The 21,171-nt window shown below is 46.4% G+C and carries 21 protein-coding genes and 1 tRNA gene; 3 read left to right on the forward strand and 19 right to left on the reverse strand.

Annotated elements, in window-relative coordinates:
• Positions 1-7: 7 nt before the first annotated feature.
• The 17 genes from ACQY33_RS07385 to ACQY33_RS07465 all read right to left on the reverse strand — a co-directional run bounded on the left by ACQY33_RS07385 (position 8) and on the right by ACQY33_RS07465 (position 16,134).
• Positions 8-859, reverse strand: coding sequence for an HAD family hydrolase (locus ACQY33_RS07385; protein WP_428075433.1), 852 nt, complete (start codon positions 857-859; stop codon positions 8-10).
• Positions 856-1,743 carry a DMT family transporter gene (locus ACQY33_RS07390; RefSeq protein WP_428075435.1) on the reverse strand — a complete coding sequence of 296 codons (888 nt, stop codon included), beginning with the start codon at positions 1,741-1,743 and terminating at the stop codon, positions 856-858. The genes ACQY33_RS07385 and ACQY33_RS07390 overlap by 4 nt, the downstream gene beginning before the upstream one ends.
• Positions 1,744-1,786: 43 nt before the next feature.
• Positions 1,787-2,662, reverse strand: a complete 876-nt coding sequence (locus tag ACQY33_RS07395; protein WP_428075437.1) for a DMT family transporter — start codon at positions 2,660-2,662, stop codon at positions 1,787-1,789.
• A gap of 311 nt (positions 2,663-2,973) precedes the next feature.
• Positions 2,974-3,055: transfer RNA gene (locus ACQY33_RS07400), tRNA-Leu, on the reverse strand.
• Between the two features lie 121 nt (positions 3,056-3,176).
• Entirely contained in the window at positions 3,177-3,488 is a 312-nt protein-coding gene (secG, locus tag ACQY33_RS07405) for a preprotein translocase subunit SecG (RefSeq protein WP_428075439.1), read from the reverse strand.
• 143 nt (positions 3,489-3,631) lie between these two features.
• Positions 3,632-4,831 carry a phosphoglycerate kinase gene (locus ACQY33_RS07410; RefSeq protein ID WP_428075441.1) on the reverse strand — a complete coding sequence of 400 codons (1,200 nt, stop codon included), beginning with the start codon at positions 4,829-4,831 and terminating at the stop codon, positions 3,632-3,634.
• Between the two features lie 93 nt (positions 4,832-4,924).
• Positions 4,925-5,647, reverse strand: a complete 723-nt coding sequence (locus tag ACQY33_RS07415; protein ID WP_428075443.1) for a Bax inhibitor-1/YccA family protein — start codon at positions 5,645-5,647, stop codon at positions 4,925-4,927.
• A 110-nt stretch (positions 5,648-5,757) separates the two neighbouring features.
• Entirely contained in the window at positions 5,758-6,450 is a 693-nt protein-coding gene (locus ACQY33_RS07420) for a hypothetical protein (RefSeq protein ID WP_428075445.1), read from the reverse strand.
• Between the two features lie 12 nt (positions 6,451-6,462).
• Positions 6,463-7,077: a hypothetical protein gene (locus tag ACQY33_RS07425; RefSeq protein ID WP_428075447.1), complete on the reverse strand. Its 615-nt coding sequence runs from the start codon at positions 7,075-7,077 to the stop codon at positions 6,463-6,465.
• A 126-nt stretch (positions 7,078-7,203) separates the two neighbouring features.
• Positions 7,204-8,349, reverse strand: coding sequence for a hypothetical protein (locus ACQY33_RS07430; RefSeq protein WP_428075449.1), 1,146 nt, complete (start codon positions 8,347-8,349; stop codon positions 7,204-7,206).
• 70 nt (positions 8,350-8,419) lie between these two features.
• Positions 8,420-9,235, reverse strand: coding sequence for a hypothetical protein (locus tag ACQY33_RS07435; protein ID WP_428075451.1), 816 nt, complete (start codon positions 9,233-9,235; stop codon positions 8,420-8,422).
• Between the two features lie 167 nt (positions 9,236-9,402).
• Positions 9,403-9,939, reverse strand: coding sequence for a hypothetical protein (locus tag ACQY33_RS07440; protein ID WP_428075453.1), 537 nt, complete (start codon positions 9,937-9,939; stop codon positions 9,403-9,405).
• Positions 9,940-10,006: 67 nt separating this feature from the next.
• Complete coding sequence (locus ACQY33_RS07445; RefSeq protein WP_428075455.1) at positions 10,007-10,714, reverse strand: hypothetical protein; 708 nt, start codon at positions 10,712-10,714, stop codon at positions 10,007-10,009.
• 143 nt (positions 10,715-10,857) lie between these two features.
• Complete coding sequence (gene groL / locus ACQY33_RS07450) at positions 10,858-12,492, reverse strand: chaperonin GroEL (RefSeq protein WP_428075457.1); 1,635 nt, start codon at positions 12,490-12,492, stop codon at positions 10,858-10,860.
• A gap of 20 nt (positions 12,493-12,512) precedes the next feature.
• Positions 12,513-12,806 carry a co-chaperone GroES gene (locus ACQY33_RS07455; RefSeq protein ID WP_428075459.1) on the reverse strand — a complete coding sequence of 98 codons (294 nt, stop codon included), beginning with the start codon at positions 12,804-12,806 and terminating at the stop codon, positions 12,513-12,515.
• Positions 12,807-12,985: 179 nt separating this feature from the next.
• Entirely contained in the window at positions 12,986-13,810 is an 825-nt protein-coding gene (locus ACQY33_RS07460) for a Stp1/IreP family PP2C-type Ser/Thr phosphatase (protein ID WP_428075461.1), read from the reverse strand.
• The gene (locus ACQY33_RS07465; RefSeq protein ID WP_428075463.1) at positions 13,807-16,134 is read right to left on the reverse strand and encodes a protein kinase domain-containing protein; all 2,328 of its coding nucleotides are present in this window, start codon (positions 16,132-16,134) and stop codon (positions 13,807-13,809) included. Before ACQY33_RS07465 ends, ACQY33_RS07460 begins: the two co-directional genes overlap by 4 nt.
• Positions 16,135-16,287: 153 nt before the next feature.
• Between ACQY33_RS07465 and ACQY33_RS07470 the strand changes: the two genes are divergently transcribed.
• On the forward strand, positions 16,288-16,755 hold the full coding sequence (locus ACQY33_RS07470; protein ID WP_428075465.1) for a hypothetical protein: 468 nt from the start codon (positions 16,288-16,290) through the stop codon (positions 16,753-16,755).
• A 50-nt stretch (positions 16,756-16,805) separates the two neighbouring features.
• On the opposite strand, the gene waaF is transcribed toward ACQY33_RS07470, so the two are convergent.
• A complete protein-coding gene (gene waaF / locus ACQY33_RS07475; RefSeq protein ID WP_428075467.1) occupies positions 16,806-18,344 on the reverse strand; it encodes a lipopolysaccharide heptosyltransferase II in 1,539 nt (512 codons plus the stop codon).
• Positions 18,325-19,599, reverse strand: a complete 1,275-nt coding sequence (locus tag ACQY33_RS07480) for a 3-deoxy-D-manno-octulosonic acid transferase (RefSeq protein ID WP_428075469.1) — start codon at positions 19,597-19,599, stop codon at positions 18,325-18,327. Before ACQY33_RS07480 ends, waaF begins: the two co-directional genes overlap by 20 nt.
• Positions 19,600-19,783: 184 nt before the next feature.
• Here ACQY33_RS07480 and ACQY33_RS07485 point away from each other — a divergent pair, with 184 nt between their 5' ends.
• Complete coding sequence (locus ACQY33_RS07485) at positions 19,784-20,677, forward strand: hypothetical protein (protein WP_428075471.1); 894 nt, start codon at positions 19,784-19,786, stop codon at positions 20,675-20,677.
• Positions 20,678-20,955: 278 nt separating this feature from the next.
• The coding region (locus tag ACQY33_RS07490; RefSeq protein WP_428075473.1) for a hypothetical protein at positions 20,956-21,171 on the forward strand (216 nt) is incomplete at its 3' end.

Here is a 21,171-nt window from a genome sequence, read left to right on the forward strand (position 1 = left end):
AATCTCCTTACATAATGGTTCCGGATTCCAAATCCGAATATTTTTTAATACGCAGCATTTTCAGGCGGTCTTCGTCAATGCCGGTACGGCTGAAAAATACGTGTTCTATGGCGCTGGCGGGCATGATATAACTGCCGCGTTTTACGCCTTTGGGGTCCGTTTTGAGGCCAAGCCATACGCAAAAAGTGGTGATGTCTTTAAAATCTTTCTCTTCCAGCTCAGCGGCGGCGCGCTGTATTTTGGCTTGGTCTCCAAACCCGCCGGTAATTACCGCGCTGTGAAAACCGCAGTTTTTGGCGGCTACAATATCGCGGTGCGTGTCGCCAACTACAAACACGTTTTCAGGCAGAATTTTGGTTTTAAATTTTTTCTCCGCCCGTTTTACGGCCGCTTGGAGCATTTCTTCCCGGGTGTGGCCGTCTTCCCCCCAGCCGCCGATTTCAAAATATTTGTTTAAGCCGGAAGGCTCCAGCTTTATGCGGGCTCCTTGCTGCAAATTGCCGGTGCCCAGGGCTAAAATAACGTCCGGGTCTTTGGCTAAGAGTTTCAAAAATTTCTCCACGCCGGTTACCAAATCATAGTGTTTGGCGCGTACGGCGGCGTGTACTTCCTGGGGCAAAAGTTCCAGGTATTTGGCGGTCATTTTTTTCATTTCCGCGGCGGTGGGTTTTTTGCCTTTTTTCAATAAACCGTATACCAGGGTAAAATTGTCCGTATCCGTTCGGCCGGAAATAAGGGAATGTTCAAATTCCGGGCAGGAACCGTATAATTCCTCAAACGCTTTTTTAAGGGCGGTGCGTCCGGCTCCTCCGGCGTTGACTAAAGTACCGTCCAAATCAAATAAAACGAGTTTTTTCATTTACGTTCTCCTTTAATAATGCCGGTTACAATATAGGCGCCGCCTATGGCAAGCGCCATGCCCAGCACTTTATAGATGTTAATTGTATCCTGCTTTAGCAGGACGGACAAAAGAAATGTGCACACCGGGTAAGACAAAATAATAGCGGTTGCTTTACCCAAATCCATATTGCGTATGGCGGTATACCAAAACGTATTGCCTATAAAATAATTGCATACCGCGCTGAAAGCCAGCGTGCTGAATAATACGGGCCCCGGCACAAAGAGCTGCGGGCCCTGGATAGCCCATAAAGAAGCCGTTAATATGGCCAGCACCGGAATGGCAAACATCGCGCGCGCGGCGGAAATAAGCACCGGCGGCATATCCGCGGGCAATTTTTTGGCAAAAATATGGCTAAGCTGAAACATCCATAAACAGCCTAAAATCAGCAAATCCCCCTTTAACTGCATGGACATCCCCGCCTGCCACAATAATATCCCCACCCCCAACACAATCACGGCGGAACCAAAAATCTGCTTTAAAGTAGGTTTTTCCCCCAGCAAAAAATACGCCAGCAGCAGGGAATAAACAATTTCAAACTGGTTTAAGATAGCCGCGTTGGTAGGGGTGGTGTAATTGAGGGCTATCATAAAAATGGTCATTGGCAGGGCGGTGCCAAAGGTGGCCATCAGCAAGCATTGCCACCATACCCGGCGTTTAAAAAGCTGTTTCCAGCCGTTATTTTTAATTAAATACGGGCTAAAGCACAGCGTGGCCCCCGTACAGCTGGCCAGCATAAACAAAGCCGATGCCGCATACGGCGTGGCAAATTTAGCCACCACTACGTTGGCGGCCGTAAAAAACCACGCCAGCCATATGGCAAACACAGGCGAGACGTTAAACATATAACCCCTTAAACATACTTTATATTTTACTTAATTTGACGGCTTAGTGCCCTTGTTTCTTAACCAAAAAACTTACCCAATACGCGCCGGACAGCGTAAGCAATAACCCTAATATTTGGTAAGGGGTGACTCTTTCCAACCCAAGTAAGACCGAGCCGATTAAAGACAGCACCGGATAAGATAAATAAATAGCGGTTACCCGGCTTAAATCCAGCATGCGTATGGCTTTATACCACAATACCATGGCTAAACCGTATTTTAATACGCCGGTATACGTAAGCACGCTAAACATTTGTAAATTGGGTTTTAACACCAGCGTATCGCACCAGGCCAGTACCGCCACGATAATCAGTAAAGCGGGAATGGCGTATAAATTGCGCGCCATGCCGATAAGGCGGTAATCCAAATGCGCGGGCAGTTTTTTAGCCAAGGTGGAGCCGGCTTGCAGCATCCAGGTGGAGCCTACTATTAACAAATCTCCCGTCCAGCGCGGGGTGTAATGTTCTTTAATGAGTATAAAGGCCACCCCCAGCACAATCAGCGCGCTTCCCGCCAACTGGGATTTGGTGGGATATTCTTTTAGAAACAAAGCGGCAAACAACAGGGAATAAAGCAGTTCCGACTGTTGTAATATAGCCGCGTTTCCCGGCGTGGTATAATGCAAGGCCAGCAGCGATATGGTAAACGGAAGCGCCGTGCCGAACGTGCCGATGAACAAAAATTTCCAGCGGGTTTCTTTAGCCAGCAGTTCCCCCCATTTATGGTTTTTGGTTATCCACGGGGTAAAATACAGCACCCCTATCAACGTGCCTAAAAAGACCAGCAGTACCGGGCTGATTACTCCCACGGCATATTTCCCCGCTATGGGGGATAGGCCGATAATGGCCCAGCAAAGCCAGGTTGCGGCTAAAGGATTCATGAAATTCTCCGTCGGTAAAAAGGTAAAAATATATTATAGCATTTAGGGCATTCTATACGCTTAAAAACAAATAAAAAGCCCAAGCTGTGTTTTGCCCGGGGCATAAAATTTTGCGCAGAGAGGGAGTGTACGGCCTATCTCTTTCTTGACGGAAAATGCCTGCGGTGCGGGTTTGCGGTATTTGTCTTTTTTGGCTTTCGCAAGCCCAAATTTGTAAAACGCTGAGCCTTTTTCGTTGCTGCGCGGGCAAGCGGTTTGCCAGTCTCTCTAGCAATAAAAAAACCCGGGCCAAAAACCCGGGTATAAAAGAATGCGCAGAGAGGGACTCGAACCCTCAAGCCTTGCGGCATGCGCCCCTCAAACGCACGCGTATACCAATTCCGCCACCTGCGCGAAAAATCTATTTCCAACGAGGGATATAAAGAACTGTCTTCCTGTATATTTTAGCAAAAAAAATAACCCGGCGCAACAAACGCCGGGTAAAAAGAACCCCGCAATTTGCGCGGGGTTTAAATTATTTGGAAGCGGGCTGGGCCGGTTCAGCCGGGGCCGTGGCCGCTGCGGGAATTTGCACCTTATCCGTTACGGAAGAAGAGGCTTTTTTGTTGGTGGCCATGGTAAGCAAAATAGACGTGCAGAACAATAAAACGGCCAAAGCGGCGGTAAGTTTGTTGATAAAGTTAAAAGCGGTGGGGCTGGCAAAAATATTGTCCGCGCCGGAAGCGCCAAAAATGCCGGCGGCGGAACCTTTCCCGCTCTGCAAAAGGACCAAGAGGATTAGTAAAATACACGTTACAAAATGAATAATGGTGATGAGTGTTTGCATTCTGTTTAAAAATCTCCTGTAAAAATAACATTAATATTATACTATTTTTTGGCTGTTTTTTCTTTTTAATAAAATAGACCGGGCCCGCTTGCGCGGAACCCGGTTTGTGTTGGTACAAAACGAATTGTACGGAATTTGCCGCCTTATTTGGCTAACGCCACTAAGCCGGGCAATTCTTTGCCTTCCACAAATTCCATGCTGGCGCCGCCGCCGGTGGAAACGTGGGAGAGTTCTTTTTGGTTGAATTTGCCTTTTTTCAGCACGTTGACGCTGTCTCCGCCGCCGATGATAGTGGTGGCGCCGGCTTTGGTGGCGTCAATCATGGCTTGGGCGATGGCAAAGCTGCCTTTGGCAAAATTCGGGAATTCAAACACGCCCATAGGTCCGTTCCAGAAAATGGTTTTGCATTTGAGCAGTTCTTCGCGGAACAGGGCAATGGTTTTAGGCCCGATATCCAACCCCATTAAATCCGCCGGAATATTTACATTGTCCACGGCTACGGGTTCGGTGGTTTCGGCAAATTCTTTACCGCAGATGTGGTCCACCGGCAGCAAGATTTTTACGCCTTTTTCCTGGGCTTTGGCCAAAACGGCTTTGGCTTCGGCTTCTTTTTCGGCGTCAAAGAGGGATTTGCCGATTTCCGCCCCTTGTACCTTTAAGAAGGTGTACGCCATACCGCCGCCGATAACGAGCACGTTTACTTTGTCCATTAAATTGTTAAGCAGCATGATTTTGTCGGACACTTTGGCCCCCCCTACTACGGCCGCGAACGGGCGGGCGGGGTTTTCCAACGCTTTGCCTAAAAATTCCACTTCTTTCTGTACCAAATAGCCGGCGCAGCCGGGCAGGAACTGGGCTACGGCGCTGGTGGAAGCGTGGGCGCGGTGTACGGTGCCGAAAGCTTCCTGCACAAAAATTTCACCGTGTTTGGCCAGTTGTTTGGCAAATTCGGCATCGTTCTTTTCTTCTTCCGGGTGGAAGCGGAGGTTTTCCAAAAGCACAATTTCACCGTTTTTGGCGGCTTCTACCACTTTATCGGCTTCCGGGCCAATGCAGTCTTTGGCGAAGTGTACTTTTACGCCAAAGAGTTTTTCCACTTCAGCGGCAACCGGGGCCAGGCTGAATTCCGGGCAAACTTTGCCTTTCGGGCGGCCCAAGTGCGCCATTAATACGATGCGGCAGTTATTTTCTAAAAGATGTTTGATGGTTTTTTCGGTAGCTACGATGCGTTTGTTATTATCTACTTTCCCGTCTTTAAGCGGTACGTTATAGTCTACACGCACCAGCACTTTTTTGTCTTTCAGGTCCATGTCCTGAATTTTTTTGATGCTGTCAAAATTCATACTTTTACTGGCTCCTTTCCTAAAATAAATCAAAGGGCGTTTGCACGTCCATACTGCTTACTATTTTATTTTACAAAATTTAAAACCGCTCGTTTAATTGTTGCGCGTGCGGCCAAGCAGGCGTAAGATTTCAATATACAGCCAAATCAGCGTGACAAGCAGCCCAAATCCGGCGTACCATTCCATGTATTTGGGGGCGCTGTACGTGCTGGTCATTTGGTCTATAAAGTGAAAATCAAAAATAAAGTTAAACGCGGCTACTGCGCAGATAAGCACGTTTACCGCAATGGCCCACGGGGCGGCGCTGGTAAAATAGCTTACGTTTACGCCAAATAACATCAGTACCAGAGAAATGACGTAAAACAAGCTGATGCCTATCGTGGCGCTTAAAATGCCAATTAACAGCCCGCGGGTGGGTTTGATAATGCCGGTTCTGTACAGTACCAGCATGGTAAAAAATACCAGCAGGGTAACGGACACTGCCTGCATGACAATGCCGGGCATTTGCTGGTTAAACGCGCTGGATATGGTTCCCAGCAAAAGGCCTTCCGCAAAAGCGTAAACCGGGGCCAAAAAAGGGGCCGTTTGCGGTTTAAAGCTGATAATCAGCCCTACTACTAGCGCGCCAATGGCGCACGGCGTAATTAAAGCGGCCGCCTGCGCGCTGCCCCACGTTAAAAACGCGCCTACAACACATAGTAAAAGCAGGAAAAACGTTTTGTTGATGGTTCCCTGCAAAGTCATTTGCTGCCCAACGGAGGCGCTTCCCTGCGCGCGGCGGAAGGCAGATTCATTAAATACTGGGTTTGTTGCCATATATTCCCCCTCATGTTAAGATATAAGTATTATATTAAAAATTAAGCCCGCTTCCAATAAAAAACCTCTCTTGGTGGCAGAGAGGTTTTTTAACATTTAGAACGGGCCGGTTAATGGGCCTCAAGAAGCTTGAATTCTTCCGGCGGAAGCTTTTTTTTCAGCCAAGAAGCCAGTTTTTGATCCGGCTGCTGCCCAGGGAATAGTTTGGAAAAATCTTCCAAAATAAAGGTATCGTCCTGCTCGGTAAGGCCAAACAGGGTGGGGATGGTTATATTTTTGAATATTTCCGTTACCGGCGCGCTTAAAACGCGCGGGGCGGTAACCCCGCGGGTTGCCTGGGATTGTGAATGGTATTCTACTTGCGCAAGCATTTGATAGAGGGCAAAATCCCCTTTGCGTTTAAAGTTTTTAGCAAAGAAGTCTTGATGTTTGTACATAATTTCTTTGTTTTTATAAGGCAAAGAAATGGTAACGCGGAAATTTTGGGCCGGGCCTTGTAACGCTTGCGCGCAATCTTTGCCCAGCAAAAGTAATCCTTTTTTATTTAACGCTAAGGCCTTGCAGTGGGCTTGTTCCACAAGTTCTCTGAGCCCCACATATCTGCCCGTGGCATAAGAGATAAAAACATCCACAACGGCTCTTTGGTCTATATGCCAAGGCAGCTGTTTTTGCCGGGCTTGGGCCGTTTTATGCCGCAGCGTATCTTGTAACTGCTTTGGGGAAGAAAATGTTTGGCCCGCGGCGGAAACCGTGCAGGCCAAACAGCATATACTTGCTAAAGCGATAGAGACGGATTTCTTCACTAAAAACTCCTCTTAATTCATATGGAAAGCTTTTACCGTTTTAGCCGCAGGCATATTGCGCAACAACACGGAGACTTTTTCTGCGGTGATTTCTTTCCCGTTGGGGAACAGACCGTTTAAAGCGGTTTTTACGGCATTAGAGCGTACAGGCAAGGAGAATAAGACAAAATCATCTTGGCTTACAAACTCTTTGCGGGAAGCGTTTTCCGTGGCGTAATATAAGGGAAAGCCAATGTCTTCGGGTTTTACGGTTTCTTCCCAATCTTCATAATTGCCTAAGGTTTTTAAATCTACAAATAAAACAATTTGATTGTGTTTGGCGGCGTCATTGATGGCCGGGAGACAATCCTTTTTAATGGCTACCGCGCCTTGTGCATTTAACAACAGGGCAGAGCAGGTGGTTTGTACCTGCAAGGTGCCGGAGTGTATTTGTTTGGACACGGACGGATTCACGTAATCTTCATGCTGGTAGTGGGTAACAGTCAGTCTGATTTGCGCTTTTTGGTATGCAGAGGCGCTGCGCGCGGCGGCGACTTTTTTGGATAATGTTTTATTCAAATCCTGTTGGGCCCAAGATACGGGGGCGCATACGGCTACGGCTAAGCACAACATAAACAGTTTTTTCATAATGTCTCCTTTTGGGGTGCTACTTATTTAATTTTATTCTATCGGTTTTGTATTGCAGGAACAAGGGCCTTTGTTCCTATTTTTTCATAGGCCTTTGGGCCTAAAAAAACCGCCTTGGCGGCGGTTTTAAGGCATTAAATCCAACGCTCTTTGTATGCGCGGGGGATAGTTCTGCAACCATAAGTCTGTTATTACGTGTTGGCTAAACAGCTTCTTTACTTGGGGGCTGTTTAGTTTTTGAGCTACTGGTTTTTGAGCGGGCAGACGCATAATAAAGCGAAAAGCTTTCACTCCGGTGAGCTGAAAGTCTTTGGCCGGTAAAGGAGGCTGTACGGAAAAAAAGGAGTGTCCGTTTTCATATTCTCCTAAACCGGGCATGGTAATGTATAGGCAGACTTGCTCCTCTTTATTGCCGGAGCGTTTTATATCTTCAATATACCAAAAGGCGGAACCTTCCGGGGTGACGCCGTTGTCAGCCAGAATGACGGTACCATTTGGCGCGGTTATAAAACCTTTTGCCGGGAAAGGTTGGTCCAAAAATTCAATACAGTCTCTTACTTCCGCCTGTACGTGAAAGTGGGTAAGATAGTTTGTTATATCTTGTTCCAATTGTTTTAAGAACGTTTTATATGGAGCGGTTTGCGCGGAATTATATTTAATGGGATTTTCTTCCCGCGGGGAAAAAACCTGGCTGGTTGGAACGGGCATGTGGTGAAACAGGGCCGATAATTCTTCCGGCTCCAAGGTAATTGGCTGTAAATTTTGCAGGGCGTTTACGGCTTGCGGCTCTTTTACGGGTACTTGGTAGACGGCATACCCGTTTTTTAGCACTTTAAAATTTCCGGGATAGGCTTTGCCATAATAAAAAAAGCCTTTGCCTTGATATGCCCCTTGATTAAACGCTCCCAACGGGCTCATATCCACCAAAATAGATACAGGGGCGCTTTCCGTAAATGCGGTGGCTAAAAGCTCGGTACCGGGGTTATCTAAAACCAAAGTGTTTTTTCCCGTTAATAACGCGCTGCAGGTTACAACCCAATAGCGGTCTGGCAGATTAGAAGATAAGGTTACCCACACAAGGCGGTTTTTATGCTCATTTAATATATCATTTGCCGAAAGAGTTTGGTTTGTGGGCGTTTGTTTTTGTACGGCTTGTTGCAGGGCAAGGGATATTTCTCCATCTGCAGAGGCCGCAAAACAAACAGGGGCTGAAAACAACAGTAACAACCCCATTATTTTTTTACAAGTATTGGAAATGGTTGTTGTATGCATATCTAATATTATATTGGCTTTTATGTAAAAATCAAAAACCCCCGTTTGCGGCGGGGGTTAGGTGTATGGTTTATTTGAAAAAGCTTTCGTCCTTTATCTTTTTTTGCAGGCGTTGCCAGCCCTCTTTGGAAACATGTTGTTCTAAGAAAGAAATGAACTCTTTTTCCAGCGGATGGTAAAAGAAGCCCTCTCCCGGGGAATCCCCCTCCGGCTCGGCTAGATTAAACCCGGCTAAAAATTCCATCCCCGGTTTTTTTTCGCTGAACAAGAAGGCCGGGTCCGCGGTGTTCGCCGTTTTGGGAAGGAAGAAACGGCCGTTTTTATTGGTTATCTTTTTTATATAAAATTTTTTGCTTTCCCGCCCCCATAAAATGGCTTTTTTATTGACTGCCGCCTGGTTAAAGTGGGTGATATCGGGTCTAGTCATAATAAACAGGTGCGCGGTGGGTTTGCCGGCTAACATTTGCATAGTTTGGGTGTTGCGGGTGTCGGTTTGAATAAGAATTGTTTGGGATACCGGGTCTTCGTAAAAAGCCTGGGCAGGCTGTCCATTGATTAAAATAGCTTCAATTTGGCGAGATTTTTCTCTGTTTTTGCCGTGGTGCGCGCCGGGGTAGCTCCCTTTGCAATTTTGAGAGGCCAGCAGGTAGTTCGGGTCAATAAGAACAGCGGTGCAGGCATGATTGCTTACGACATCTGTTTTTGACTGGTCTTGAAAACGGGTACGTACCCGCAAGGATATTTCAAATACGGATTCTTTATGGGCACGCGTGGAAAGAACAAGCGCCTCTTTGGCTTTTTGCCGCAAAGCGGCTTGCCATGGTTCGGCATATGCTGGCGAACAAAGCGCGGCTAATAACAGTAAACAGGGGCATAGTTTCATCATGTGTTTGTACTCCTTCATATTTCTACATTATGCTAACTAAAAACGGCCCACGCGGCAAGGGCCGTTGTACCTAGTGTTGCATAGGTCTTTTGGCCCTGTCATTTTAACAAAGGCTGGTAAACAAAAAGCCCGCTTTTTAAGCGGGCTTTTAAATAGTTTGTGTCCGTTTACAGCATCTGACGCGCCGCGTGTTCTGACACGGGATGCAGGCCCTTAATGGATTTGGCGAAGTTCCCCTTAGGGTTTACTTTCATTCTGTATACGTACAAAGGGGCCTGTTTTTCTTCATGGGAGGCGTAAAAATCTCTATTCGCGTTTTTATTGTCAGAGAAAAAGCCTTTACCAAAAGCGCTTAAATCTATATAAACAGAGACCGGCGCGGCTGTTCCTTCATAATCTCCTTCGCCTACAATATCCACTGCCCGGCTGGCATCCTCGTCCAGCAAAATATCCGCCTGGGTGTAGTTGCTGTTCACGCGCAGCAAGACGCCAAAAGCGTGGACGGGTTCCAACCCCTTGGCAGATACCACTACCGGCACTTTGCGCAAGGCGTCAAATTTGTCTGCCTGCGCTTGTATTTTGCGGCTTAAAGAGTCCACTTCCGGTAATTTGGTTTCTGGTTGTTTTACGTTCGGATATGTAGGCTCTGCATTTAAGAACGCACAGGTGCTGAGAACTAAGGCTAGTAACAATATTTTTTTCATATGAAATCTCCCAAGCAAAATATTCTCTATAGTATATTATAGAAAATAAATGCGTGCTTTCAAGGGGTTAATGAAATCCTTCCAATTTGGCAAAGAAATAATCCGGCAGGGATTTGCTCATCCGTCTGCGGATATCTTGGGGCTGGCGGCTGTCAAATATTTTATCCAAGGAGAAAGGAACAATATACTTCTCCCCCTCCATTAACCAGCGGTCTCTTTTAGCTATAAATACGGGGGCTTTTATGGCAGGGAGGCGTTCCTTTAGGTTTTCCGTTAAGGGAATATTAGCCAAAGCGTAATTATCCTTAAAAACGATGCTTCTTCTGGGGTAATTGCTCACTTTTAAGGTGTATCCGGGCAATATGCTGCTAAAATCCACCTGGAAGGCAATCTTTTCTTTGGTATGAAATAAGGCTTTGCGGCAGGTGTCGTTAAGTAAAACCGTGCCCTTCTTGTCCAGTAACATGGCGCGGCAATTTTCAGCATATTCTTTGTTATAGTTTATGGCTTTATAGGATTGGGGCTCAAATTGGATATGCAAGATAGCTTGCGGATTGATTTGGTAAGCCCGCATTTGGTCTTCTTCATGCGGAGTAGTGTCTTTGGCTTGCAGTTTGCGGATAACGGCTTGTTTAAGTTTTTTTTCAACGTCGGTCTGGGTTTCCCGGAAAGCGGGGCTGATTAAAATGTTTTTCCAAGAGAATTTTTCTTGCGCAAATAGCGGCTGGGCTCCTAATATAGCAATTACTAAAGCAAAAATCCATTTTTTTTCCATAGACAAAACCTCGTTGTTTAGATTTAGATTAAAGAGCTACTTTTTTATTTTAACCAAAAAGGTTCTTTCTTGTAAAGAACATTTAAAATAAAAACACCCGGATATTTTTTATCCGGGTGTTTTAAACTGTTTAGCGGGAAAGATTACATCATTCCCATTCCGCCCATACCGGGCATAGCGGCCGGGGCGTGAGCACCTTCTTTTTCAGGGGCGTCCGCCACCAGGGCTTCGGTCAACAATACCGTGCCGGTGATGGAAGCCGCATTTTCCAACGCGGTGCGTACCACTTTGGCCGGGTCCACCACGCCGGCTTTAAGCAGATCGCCATAGGTGTTGTCATCGGCGTTGTAGCCGTCCGCCGCGCCTTTCATTTTTAGGACGTTGTCAGCCACTACGGCGCCGTCTAACCCGGCGTTTACGGCAATTTGTTTGAGCGGAGCCACCAAGGCTTTTTTCACAATGTTGATACCGGTGCGTACATCTTCGTTATCGGTTGTTAAAGCGTCCAAAGCGGCTTGGCTGCGGGCCAAAGCTACGCCGCCGCCGGGCACAATGCCTTCTTCTACGCCGGCTTTGGTGGCGTTTTTGGCGTCTTCTACTTTGGCTTTTTTGGCTTTCAGTTCCGTTTCGGTGGCGGCGCCTACGCTGATGACGGCTACCCCGCCGGACAATTTAGCCAAACGTTCCTGCAATTTTTCTTTGTCGTATTCGCTCTTGGAATTTTCAATCTGTTTGCGGATTTGTTCAGAGCGGGCGGCAATGGCTTCTTTGCTGCCTTTCCCGCTGACGATGGTGGTGTTTTCTTTATCAATTACCACGCGGGCGGCTTGGCCTAACATGGCCAGTTCGGCTTTGTCTAATTTAATGCCGCGTTCTTCGCTCAGCACGTCTCCGCCGGTTAAGATGGCGATGTCTTCCAGCATTTCTTTGCGGCGGTCCCCAAAGCCGGGGGCTTTTACGGCGCAGCCTTTTAAGGTGCCGCGCAATTTGTTCACCACCAAGGTGGCCAGCGCTTCGCCGTCTACGTCTTCGGCGATGATTAAGAATTGTTTGCCGCTTTGTACAATTTTTTCCAATACGGGCAAAAGCTCATTCATACTGGAGATTTTCTTGTCGGTGATAATGATGTACGGGTTTTCCAATACGCATTCCATGCGTTCAGAATCCGTTACAAAATACGGGGAAATATAGCCGCGGTCAAACTGCATCCCTTCCACTACGTCTAACTGTGTGGTGGCCGTTTTGCCTTCCTCTACGGTAATAACGCCTTCCGCACCCACTTTTTCAATGGCTTCGGCAATCATATTGCCGATTTCGCGGTCATTGGAAGAAATAGTGGCGATTTGGGCTTTTTCTTCTTTGGTTTTTACCGGTTTGTGCATTTTTTCCAATTCTTTTTTGGTGGCTTCTACGGCCATTTCAATGCCTTTTTTAACCAACGTGGGGTTGGCGCCGGCGGTAATGTTTTTAATGCCTTCGGTCAGCATGGCGTCCGCCAAGACGGTGGCGGTGGTGGTGCCGTCGCCCGCCACGTCGTTGGTCTTAGAGGCCACTTCACGGATGAGCTGGGCGCCCATGTTTTCAAATTTATCTTCCAGTTCAATGTCTTTGGCAATGGTTACGCCGTCGTCAATAATAAGCGGGGAGCCAAATTTCTTTTCCAGCACTACGCTGCGGCCCTTGGGCCCCAACGTTACTTTTACTGCGTTTGCTACTTTTTCAATACCCGCTTTCATCTTGGCGCGGGCCTGATCACCGTAAATTACTTGTTTAGCCATAAATTAAATTCCTCCTGTAATTACCCCAAAATCCCCAAAACTTCGTCTTGGTGGATGATTAAATAGGTTTCGTCGTCCAGTTTTACTTCGGTTCCGGAATATTTGCCGTAAAGTACGCGGTCCCCCACTTTTACGTCCATGGCAATGCGGCCGCCTTTATCGTCCAGCTTACCGGCGCCTACCGCCAATACTTCCCCCTCCATCGGCTTTTCTTTGGCGGTATCAGGAATGATGATTCCCCCTTTCATGGTTTCTCTTTCGATGGGTTTAACGATAATGCGGTCACCCAACGGTTTAATTTTTACTTCTTTCATAGTTCTGTCTCACTCCTTTAAGTTCTTAAAACTGCTTTTGCCGGAGGACTGTTTTTAGCACTCCCTTTGGCTTAATGCTAATTTATCATATATTCAACATAATTGTCAACCCCCTTCTTTGATTGCTAAAAAAGAAGAGGGTTGTCGTCTAAGATAGTTTTTATTTACAAGCAGAATGGTTAACTTTTGCTAAAAAAACGTTTTATTTTTTGACGCAAAGTTAATGGCTGGGCGGGAAGGATTTTTATCATCACGGTGGAGATATTATCCTGGCCGTCATTGTCGTTAGATACGCGTACAAGTTGTTTGCAGAGTTTTACTAATGGGGTATTTTGCCCTTTTTCCAATAATTCCTGCATTTGTTTTTCGGTCAAGCCTTTGTATAGGCCGTCTGAGCACAATACCATAATATCCCCTATTTTTACGGGGAATTTAAGTAAATCAAATTCTACGTTTTTCTTAATGCCCATGGCGCGGGTAAGCACGTTTTGTATTTTGGATTTATCCGCCTCCGCCTTGGTTAATAACCCGCGGCGGACGTGTTCCATCGCCAAGGAATGGTCGGTAGTTACTTGGACTAGTTTTTTGTCCCGGTATAAATAAATGCGGGAGTCCCCCACGTGCACCGCCACCGCGTTGTCTCCGTCAAAAGTAACGCCGGTAAGGGTGGTTCCCATCATTTTATAAATGGCGGAAGCTTGGGCCGTGGTATAAATGGCGGCATTAGCTAAGTTGGCTGCCATAAGCAGTTTGCGCTCTATTTTATCCAGTTTGGGCAGGAAAGTATCCGGCATTTTTAAAGAGCCGGCATTTACTTTGCGGATGGTTTCTTCCAGCACGTGTACGGCAATATTGCTGGCAATTTCTCCGGCGGAATGCCCTCCCATGCCGTCTGCCACTACGCCCAGGCCCAGTTCAGAAGAAATCAGGACGCTATCCTCGTTTTTCTCGCGGATTTTTCCAATGTCAGTAACGGCTGCAAATTCTATATCAAAGGTGCTCATGCGTCCTCTCTAAAAACAATGTTCGCCGCACAACCCAATATACCAAACCAATACAGCAAAGTTAACAAAAAGTAATAAGCGTTATTGTTTTGTGCGTTTTGGTTAAAATTTTGTATTGGATAGCCTAAAGCGTAGTCCCACGCCAGCAAAGTCATTCTGCTGGGACCTGACAAATAATACGCCGAAAGCATTTCTATCATTAACGGCCGATAGGATTGCGGTATAGCGTCTTTTGTAAAAATAGTAATTTGTTTGTCTAAATACTTGTATTTTTCTTCCGGAGAAAGTAAATTGATCCGTTTAAATGTATTTAAATGGGAAAACGCGTCCGACTGAAACACGGAAACATATCCTACGTCATCTTCTTTATCAATTTGGGTGGAGGGGTGGGATACTTCCCCCGCGTTTATTTTAGAGGCCAATACTTTTAATGTCGTGTTCATGGTATTGGCCAAGCCGGATATGTTGTACGTCCATACGCAGGCTACCGCCGCAAGCAAGCACAAGGTAGGGGCCACAATGCTGGAATGTACCCCTTTTTGTGTTGTTAAGTAATAGACAGTACATAAGGTGAATAATAAACCTAAAAACGCCAGCCATTTAATAAAGGCTCCTTCTGTGTAGGGCGCGATAGAAAGCCCGGTAGCCGTATAGGCCAGCACAACGGTTAAAACCACCAAAGCCGTGCCTAAAAAGGCTTCCGCCTTTGTCAGGGTGGTTCTCCAACATAAAGACAAGGCCCACATTCCCGCTATTACAAAGTAGCATAAAGAATATTCAGGGGAGAAAATAAACTGCCCAATGCCTTTTATATCCCAATACGGCACCTGCGGCGTAAACAAACCGGCCATATAGGAAATGAAAGCGATTACCAACAGCCCCATGGTGCTGCGCGCAAAAGCCCTTATGGAAGAGGATGCAAATACCGCCGCCAGCATAATTAAACATACGCCTGCTACCGGTAATTGATAAGGGGCGCTTTGAGAGGCCGTCAGCGGGGAAACCAAGTTGGCGATAAACCCTAAATTGGGGCTGACGTGTACGGAGCATATCTTTCCAAATAAAAAGAACGTATATGACACCAGTAAAGAGAATAGCATCAACACTGGCAGCCAAGCAAAATCTATCAAATTACGCCATCTGAAAGGTTCTTTTGGAGTGTCCCCTAAAGGAGAAACTTCGGCATTAATAGCGGCGTTTTGCGAAGGGTAGTTCCCCGGTATAGGCGGCGGCGGAGGAGGCGTTTGCCGTTTGGGCGCCTCGCTGCGTACTGGGGCCGCCGGGCTTTCGTTCAAACCGGGCAACAGCACGGGCTTGCTCTGATTAAAAGATTTGGCAGTATCTTTTAATAAAGCCTCGTGGCGTTTCTTTTTGATGCTTTCGGTATTGGTAACGGGAGATTCCTTTATAATCTTAAGAGAAGAATCCGTTTCCAAATCAATTACAGAACCGCTGGCGCCGGATTTTAAACGAAGTTGGTCTTCCGCCCGCATTTTTTGAAAAAACAAGTAGGTCTCCTTAGCGGTTTGGAATCGTTTATCCGGGTCTTTACTCATTAATTTTTGAATGGCTTGGGCCAGCCAAGGCGGTAAATCTTTGCGTATTTTTGACGGGTCAGGCACAGGGTCATTGATGTGTTTTTGAATAATGTCAATGGTGTTTTTGCCGTTGTACGGAAATTGCCCCGTCAACACATAATACATGCTGGCGCCGATAGAATATAAATCCGCCCGGGTATCCAAATCCCGTCCCAAGGCTTGTTCCGGGGCGATAAAATAAGCGGTTCCGGCCAGTTCGGTGGTTTTGGTGGTGCCTTTGTCTTTATCTACTTTTTTGGCGATGCCAAAATCCACAATTTTAGGGTGCATCTCTGAATTGATTAAAATGTTGGAAGGTTTAATGTCGCGGTGAATAATGCCTTTTTCATGGGCGACGTTTAAGCCTTTTAAAATGCCGTCAAACAAGTCCAGCACTAAATTCACAGGCAGCACTTTGCGCCGTTTTAACATAATGGAAAGAGTCTGCCCTTCAATAAAGGACATAACGATGAAATAATAACCTCTTTCTTTGCCTACGTTATAAACGTTTACGATGTTGGGATGGTCCAGCTCGGCCACGGCGCGGGCTTCGCTTAAAAACAGCTCAACGGCTTTTTTGTCATTGGCTAATGCCGGGCTTAAAATTTTAACACAAACAATGCGGTTTAATGCTTTGTGGCGCGCTTTATATACGGCACCCATGCCGCCTTCGGCAACTTTTTGCAGAATCTCACAACCGGAAATATCGGTTCCTATTAATGATTCTTTTGGGGTTTTGTCGCTCATAGCCGTCCTTAAAGATATAAAAAGTGTGGAAAAGAAATACCTCTATTATTATACAAAAACTGCTTGCTTTTAGCTTAAACAAACACTAGAATATAACTAACGCTTATCATATCATATTTTGCTATATTGTGTAGGGCGTATTTGGGGGATTCTATGAGCGAAAGCAGCTTTACCGTACTTTGCAATGTGGGCGTTTTGGAGCTGGAAGACGGCTGTGAAGTGAAGTTTTCCATAGACGCGTACCGCAATTATCGTTACGCGTCCATCCGAAAATATTTAAAGACAGACGGCTTTTTTGGCGCAACGCGTGCGGGCATTACTATGACGCCGGATATCGTACGTGCTTTAGCCCCGCTGATAGCCTCCTTGCCGGAGGACAACACTCCCGGCCCGGATAAAGATTTGGGCAAGTTTGCCAAACGTCCGGGAATGTCCGTCGTGGCCCGGGTAAGCACTTTCCAAGGGGTAAAAGGGTTGGATTTGCGCCAATGGCAGGAAGACGAGACTTACACCGGCTGGACCAAAAAGGGCATCCGTTTGCCGTACGCTAAAATAAAAGAAATCAAAAGCCTGTTTGCCCGTATGAAAGAGGCTTTGGACGAAAAACCCTTGGAATTTTAATTTTGGATAAACGGTACAAAAAACCCCGGTTTAAACCGGGGTTTTTTGTGTTAAACTTTTATCACGCCGCTTTGTTCCAGCATTTCTTTGGCGTTTTGGAAAACCACATCCGGCGGGATATCACGCATGCATTTAAAATGTCCCAGCGGGCATTTTTTCCCTCCGTGCAAGGCGCAGGGGCGGCATTCCAGCCCTTTTACTTCCATTACCCGGTGTCCCTGCCCGTATGGGAAGAAGCCCAATTCTTTGGTGGTGGGGCCGAAAATGGCCAACGTGGGCACGTTAAAAGCGGTGGCTATGTGCATAGGGCCGGAGTCATTTGTAATAAACAATTTAAAATGCGTCATTAACGCCATTAAATCAGCCAGGCTGGTTTTGCCGCATAAGTTGGCGCAGTGCCCTTGGGAAAGCTGGCAGATTTTTTCTCCCAAATCGGCGTCTTTCTTCCCCCCTCCCACAATAACCGTTTGTACATGCAGTTCCGTTTCCAAACGGCTGATCAGTTTTACAAAATAGTCCATCGGCCAGCATTTGGTGGGCCAGGCGGAACCGGGGTGTAAACCTACCAACGTTTTTCCGTTTAAATTAAAATCAGTCATTAAACGGGCTACATTTTCCTCGGCGGATGGGGCATAGCGCAGGCTTAGTTGTTCAGCCTTAAATTGTTCTTTGGCGATGCCTTGCAATAAGGAAAGGTTTCTTTCCGCGTCATGTATCATCCAAGAGAAAGGAACGGTTTTGGTGTACAAGAACCACCCTTCGCTGGAAGTAAATCCGATGCGTATCGGCACGCGGGAAAGCCAAGCGATTAAGGCGCTTCTAAAGCTGCGGTGCGGAACCAGTAAAATATCCATATGTTCTTGTTTGATGGCTTTGGCGGTTTTCCATACGCCGAAGATTTTGTTCCACCCTTTTTTGTCGTTTAAGATTACTTTGGATACTTCTTTCATCGGGCGGAATATGTCTTCGGTTTGCGGGCGGGTGATAACCACTATTTTACTGTCCGGAAATAAATGCGCGGTTTTTTTGATAAGCGGGGTGGTAAGCACGCTGTCGCCTATAAAAGAGGTTTGGAAAATACCTATTTTCCCTATTTTTTTGCCGTCCATATTGGCTTTTTTGTAAGCCCAGTCCCCCAGCTGCGGCTGGGTATATTTAAGCGGAACGTTCCAGCCGTTTAATACCGCCAAGTAACGTTCCAGCGTGTGTTTTTCCAACACGGGGGAATTTTTGCGAAATTTAACATACATTCTGCGCGCTACGGAATTTTTGTTGTAGCGAAGGCGGTTTGGCACATTGCAGAATAACCCCATCAGCATGGTTTTGAACGTAGAGTGTATATCTAAAAAGTGTGTGAAATGCCCCGCCCGGATTTGGCGTATGTTTCCCCACAGGCTTTTTTTGGCTACCATAATTTCATCAATATCCGGGTGGCCGGCCAGCACTTGGGCAAATTGCGGCTTTACCAAAAGCGTAATACGGCAGTTGGGCCATTTGGCTTTTAAATTTTTGTATACGGGGGAGGACAATACAATATCCCCCAAAGATGACAGTCTGACTACTAAAATATTAGGCTGATTTTCGTTCATAATCTTCCACCACTTTCATAATTTTGTCCGTTGCTCCTTTAAAACCCAGAGCGGTTTTGCGGGCTTTTTCGCTCATATCCAGCAGCTGGGTTTTGTCCCCCAGCAATCTTAAAACGGTTTCTTTCAAATTGGTTTCATCTACTAATATGCCTCCGCCGCGGGTAAGCAGCGCGTGGGCGGTGTCCGGCGTATTATGATAACTTTTGCCAAACAACACCACTTTACCCACAATGGCGGGCTCCAGCAAATTATGTGCGCCTTTCGGGGCGATAGATCCCCCCACAAACGTAATGGCCGCGCACGTGTATAAAGACTGTAAAAAGCCCATTTGGTCAGCGCATAAAATATCGCAGGCGGCGGGTTTTTTGCTCATCATAGCGTAGTTTAAACCGCTTTGGCGCAGGTTTTGCTCTATTTCTTCCCGGCGTTCCAAGTGGCGCGGGGCAAAAATAATTTTAATGTCTTTTTCAATAAGTTCCGGCGCGGATTTTAATAGAATTTCTTCTTCTAACGGGTGGGTGCTGCCGCAGACAAAAATATTTTTGCCTTCCCAGCCTAGTTTTTTAATTAGTTGTTGGGTTTCTTCTACTTTGGAAGGAGTATCGGACAAGGTATCATATTTTACATTTCCGCAGACGAAAGCTTTTTCTTCCGGCAGTCCGATGCGCTCATAACGGCGTTTATCGTCGTGAGATTGCAGTGCGGCAAAAGAAACTCCTTGTAAAATATATTCAAAAAGCGGTTTTACGTAACAGTATGCGCGGGTGCTTTTGCGGGAAATACGCGCATTGACCAGCGCATAGGGTACCCCTTCATTTTTGGCGGCAGCCAGCATATTGGGCCAAATTTCTCTTTCTACTATAAATAAACGGTAAGGTTTTGCTTTGCGTATAAAACTGCGCGTGAAGGGATAAAAATCCAGCGGGGCCAGCACCGCTTTGTCTATGGCGGGATTTTTTTGGGCTGTTTCCTGCCCGGCGGCGGTAGAAGTGGTTACCAAAATGGGTTTTTTATAATATTCTTTTAGACGGGTAATGAGTTCTTTTACAGACATTACCTCCCCCACGCTGGCACAGTGTATCCATAACGCGTTTTGGGGCAGGTCCGCAGGGGTTTCCCGCGCGAACCGTTCTTTTAATTCCTGTATAATATTGGCCAGTAATTTACGGCGTGCGGAAAATAAAAAGCCGAAAAATACGCCTAAAGCGGCGAAGGGAAAAGCCAAGTTAGTAAAAAACAGTAGAAATTTTGCCATATCTTTATTATATTATATTATTGATACGGAAGTTGCTCTTCCTCTTTATTGAGTAAAAGAGGAGGGATTGCGTGTTAGTTTGTAAAAAAGATGTTGTGGTTAGAAACTAAAATAAATAGTCATCCGCCGTGGCAGAGGATGCGTATTTATTTATGTTTAACGCTCTTACAGGAGGGACGCTCAAATGAAGAAGTTATTTCTGTTTGTATTGTCTGTTGGGGTGTTTGGGCCCGTCTTTGCCGCTCCCGGCCCGAAGATGCCCCCTCCCCCGCCTTTTCCGGCTAAACCCGTGATGATGGATGCGGATTGGGACGTGCGTTTTAAACGCCATGAAGCAAAGATTAAACGCTTTGTGCGGAAATATAAAAAAGCCAAACCCGGTTCTTATAAAGCAGGAGAGGCTAAAAAGGACTTGTCTAAACAAGTGGCCCGCTTGCGTAAAGACCAGTTGGCGATGGCGAAAGAAAATCTGCGCACCTTTAAAAAAGATTTGAAAGAGCTGCAGGAAGGCATTGCGCATGACCAAAGAGTCTACCGCCGCCGCTGGGTATTTTTAAATGCCCGCGCCCGCGCGATTTTTGCTCATCAAATTAATATGAGACGCCACTCATTGAATGCTTTTAGAATGCAAGTGGCTGATTTGGAAAGAACCATTAAGAAGGAATCCCGTTCTTCCAGACGTGCCCGCTGGGTAGCGCGCAAAACGGTGGCCGCCATTAAGTTCAATGGAGACATGAAAGTTTTCTTTGCGAGAGATCCGTTGTTTTCGTCTAGAGGAATGAGCATGATGCTTCCGCCGCCGCCCCCGCCGCCCGCTCCTCCGGCTGCGGTTCCAGGCAAACGTCCCGGCCCGTCTGTGCCGCATCATCGCCCGGGGCCGGCGCGTCCTTCCGCTAAACCTGGGGACAAAGCTCCTACCGGCGGTTCGGATGCCTCTAATCCGCCTCCGGCCGGAGATTCCTCTTCTGATTCTTCTAACCCGGAGAGAAGTTCTGACGAGTCCGGCACGCAATTAGGCCCTACCGGAAATCAGCCGGATAATCCCGAAGAAAAACCGGAAGAAGCACCGGAAAAATAAGTTTTCAAACTCCCCTCACCGGGGAGTTTTTATTTTGTTTAAAGCGGGAAATAAAAAATTTTATAATTAAGGACTAGAAATTTTCTTTCTTTTTGTTATATTATTAAGTAATGCAGCTGTTTAAGATGCCGGGAGGGTTTTATAAATAGAAAACTCTTTACATTATGTTTGTTTTTTTGATAGCATAAACTACGAGAATTTGTGCAACTCTGCCATGTTTTTTTGTATGGCCGTTTAGACGGTTTAACCGTTAAATTCTCAAAGGGGCGTATACAACCATGAAAAAAATATTAACCAGTATGGCACTGATTTCGCTTGGAGTGGCAGTAATACAAGCGGAAGAGTTGAAATTTGTGACGGTATTGTCACAACCCATCGGTGCGTTTGCGCAGGTGGAATCGTTAAATGAAGAGCGTGCCTCTAAGACGCTTTTTGTTAACTTTTGTAATACATCCGTGAGCACGGGTAAGATAGACGTGCAGGGGATGGTAAAG

The organism is Candidatus Avelusimicrobium aviculae (assembly GCF_949292495.1).
Lineage (GTDB): Bacteria > Elusimicrobiota > Elusimicrobia > Elusimicrobiales > Elusimicrobiaceae > Avelusimicrobium > Avelusimicrobium aviculae.

What these genes read in the sequence shown, in the direction of transcription:
- ACQY33_RS07390 (WP_428075435.1), bottom strand. Translation starts at nt 1,743, where the DNA reads ATGTTTAACGTCTCGCCTGTGTTTGCCATATGGCTGGCGTGGTTTTTT.
- ACQY33_RS07425 (WP_428075447.1), bottom strand. Translation starts at nt 7,077, where the DNA reads ATGAAAAAACTGTTTATGTTGTGCTTAGCCGTAGCCGTATGCGCCCCC.
- ACQY33_RS07410 (WP_428075441.1), bottom strand. Translation starts at nt 4,831, where the DNA reads ATGAATTTTGACAGCATCAAAAAAATTCAGGACATGGACCTGAAAGAC.
- ACQY33_RS07385 (WP_428075433.1), bottom strand. Translation starts at nt 859, where the DNA reads ATGAAAAAACTCGTTTTATTTGATTTGGACGGTACTTTAGTCAACGCC.
- ACQY33_RS07415 (WP_428075443.1), bottom strand. Translation starts at nt 5,647, where the DNA reads ATGGCAACAAACCCAGTATTTAATGAATCTGCCTTCCGCCGCGCGCAG.
- groL (WP_428075457.1), bottom strand. Translation starts at nt 12,492, where the DNA reads ATGGCTAAACAAGTAATTTACGGTGATCAGGCCCGCGCCAAGATGAAA.
- ACQY33_RS07430 (WP_428075449.1), bottom strand. Translation starts at nt 8,349, where the DNA reads ATGCATACAACAACCATTTCCAATACTTGTAAAAAAATAATGGGGTTG.
- ACQY33_RS07445 (WP_428075455.1), bottom strand. Translation starts at nt 10,714, where the DNA reads ATGGAAAAAAAATGGATTTTTGCTTTAGTAATTGCTATATTAGGAGCC.
- secG (WP_428075439.1), bottom strand. Translation starts at nt 3,488, where the DNA reads ATGCAAACACTCATCACCATTATTCATTTTGTAACGTGTATTTTACTA.
- ACQY33_RS07470 (WP_428075465.1), top strand. Translation starts at nt 16,288, where the DNA reads ATGAGCGAAAGCAGCTTTACCGTACTTTGCAATGTGGGCGTTTTGGAG.
- ACQY33_RS07480 (WP_428075469.1), bottom strand. Translation starts at nt 19,599, where the DNA reads ATGGCAAAATTTCTACTGTTTTTTACTAACTTGGCTTTTCCCTTCGCC.
- ACQY33_RS07465 (WP_428075463.1), bottom strand. Translation starts at nt 16,134, where the DNA reads ATGAGCGACAAAACCCCAAAAGAATCATTAATAGGAACCGATATTTCC.
- ACQY33_RS07460 (WP_428075461.1), bottom strand. Translation starts at nt 13,810, where the DNA reads ATGAGCACCTTTGATATAGAATTTGCAGCCGTTACTGACATTGGAAAA.
- ACQY33_RS07455 (WP_428075459.1), bottom strand. Translation starts at nt 12,806, where the DNA reads ATGAAAGAAGTAAAAATTAAACCGTTGGGTGACCGCATTATCGTTAAA.
- ACQY33_RS07440 (WP_428075453.1), bottom strand. Translation starts at nt 9,939, where the DNA reads ATGAAAAAAATATTGTTACTAGCCTTAGTTCTCAGCACCTGTGCGTTC.
- ACQY33_RS07395 (WP_428075437.1), bottom strand. Translation starts at nt 2,662, where the DNA reads ATGAATCCTTTAGCCGCAACCTGGCTTTGCTGGGCCATTATCGGCCTA.
- waaF (WP_428075467.1), bottom strand. Translation starts at nt 18,344, where the DNA reads ATGAACGAAAATCAGCCTAATATTTTAGTAGTCAGACTGTCATCTTTG.
- ACQY33_RS07485 (WP_428075471.1), top strand. Translation starts at nt 19,784, where the DNA reads ATGAAGAAGTTATTTCTGTTTGTATTGTCTGTTGGGGTGTTTGGGCCC.
- ACQY33_RS07435 (WP_428075451.1), bottom strand. Translation starts at nt 9,235, where the DNA reads ATGATGAAACTATGCCCCTGTTTACTGTTATTAGCCGCGCTTTGTTCG.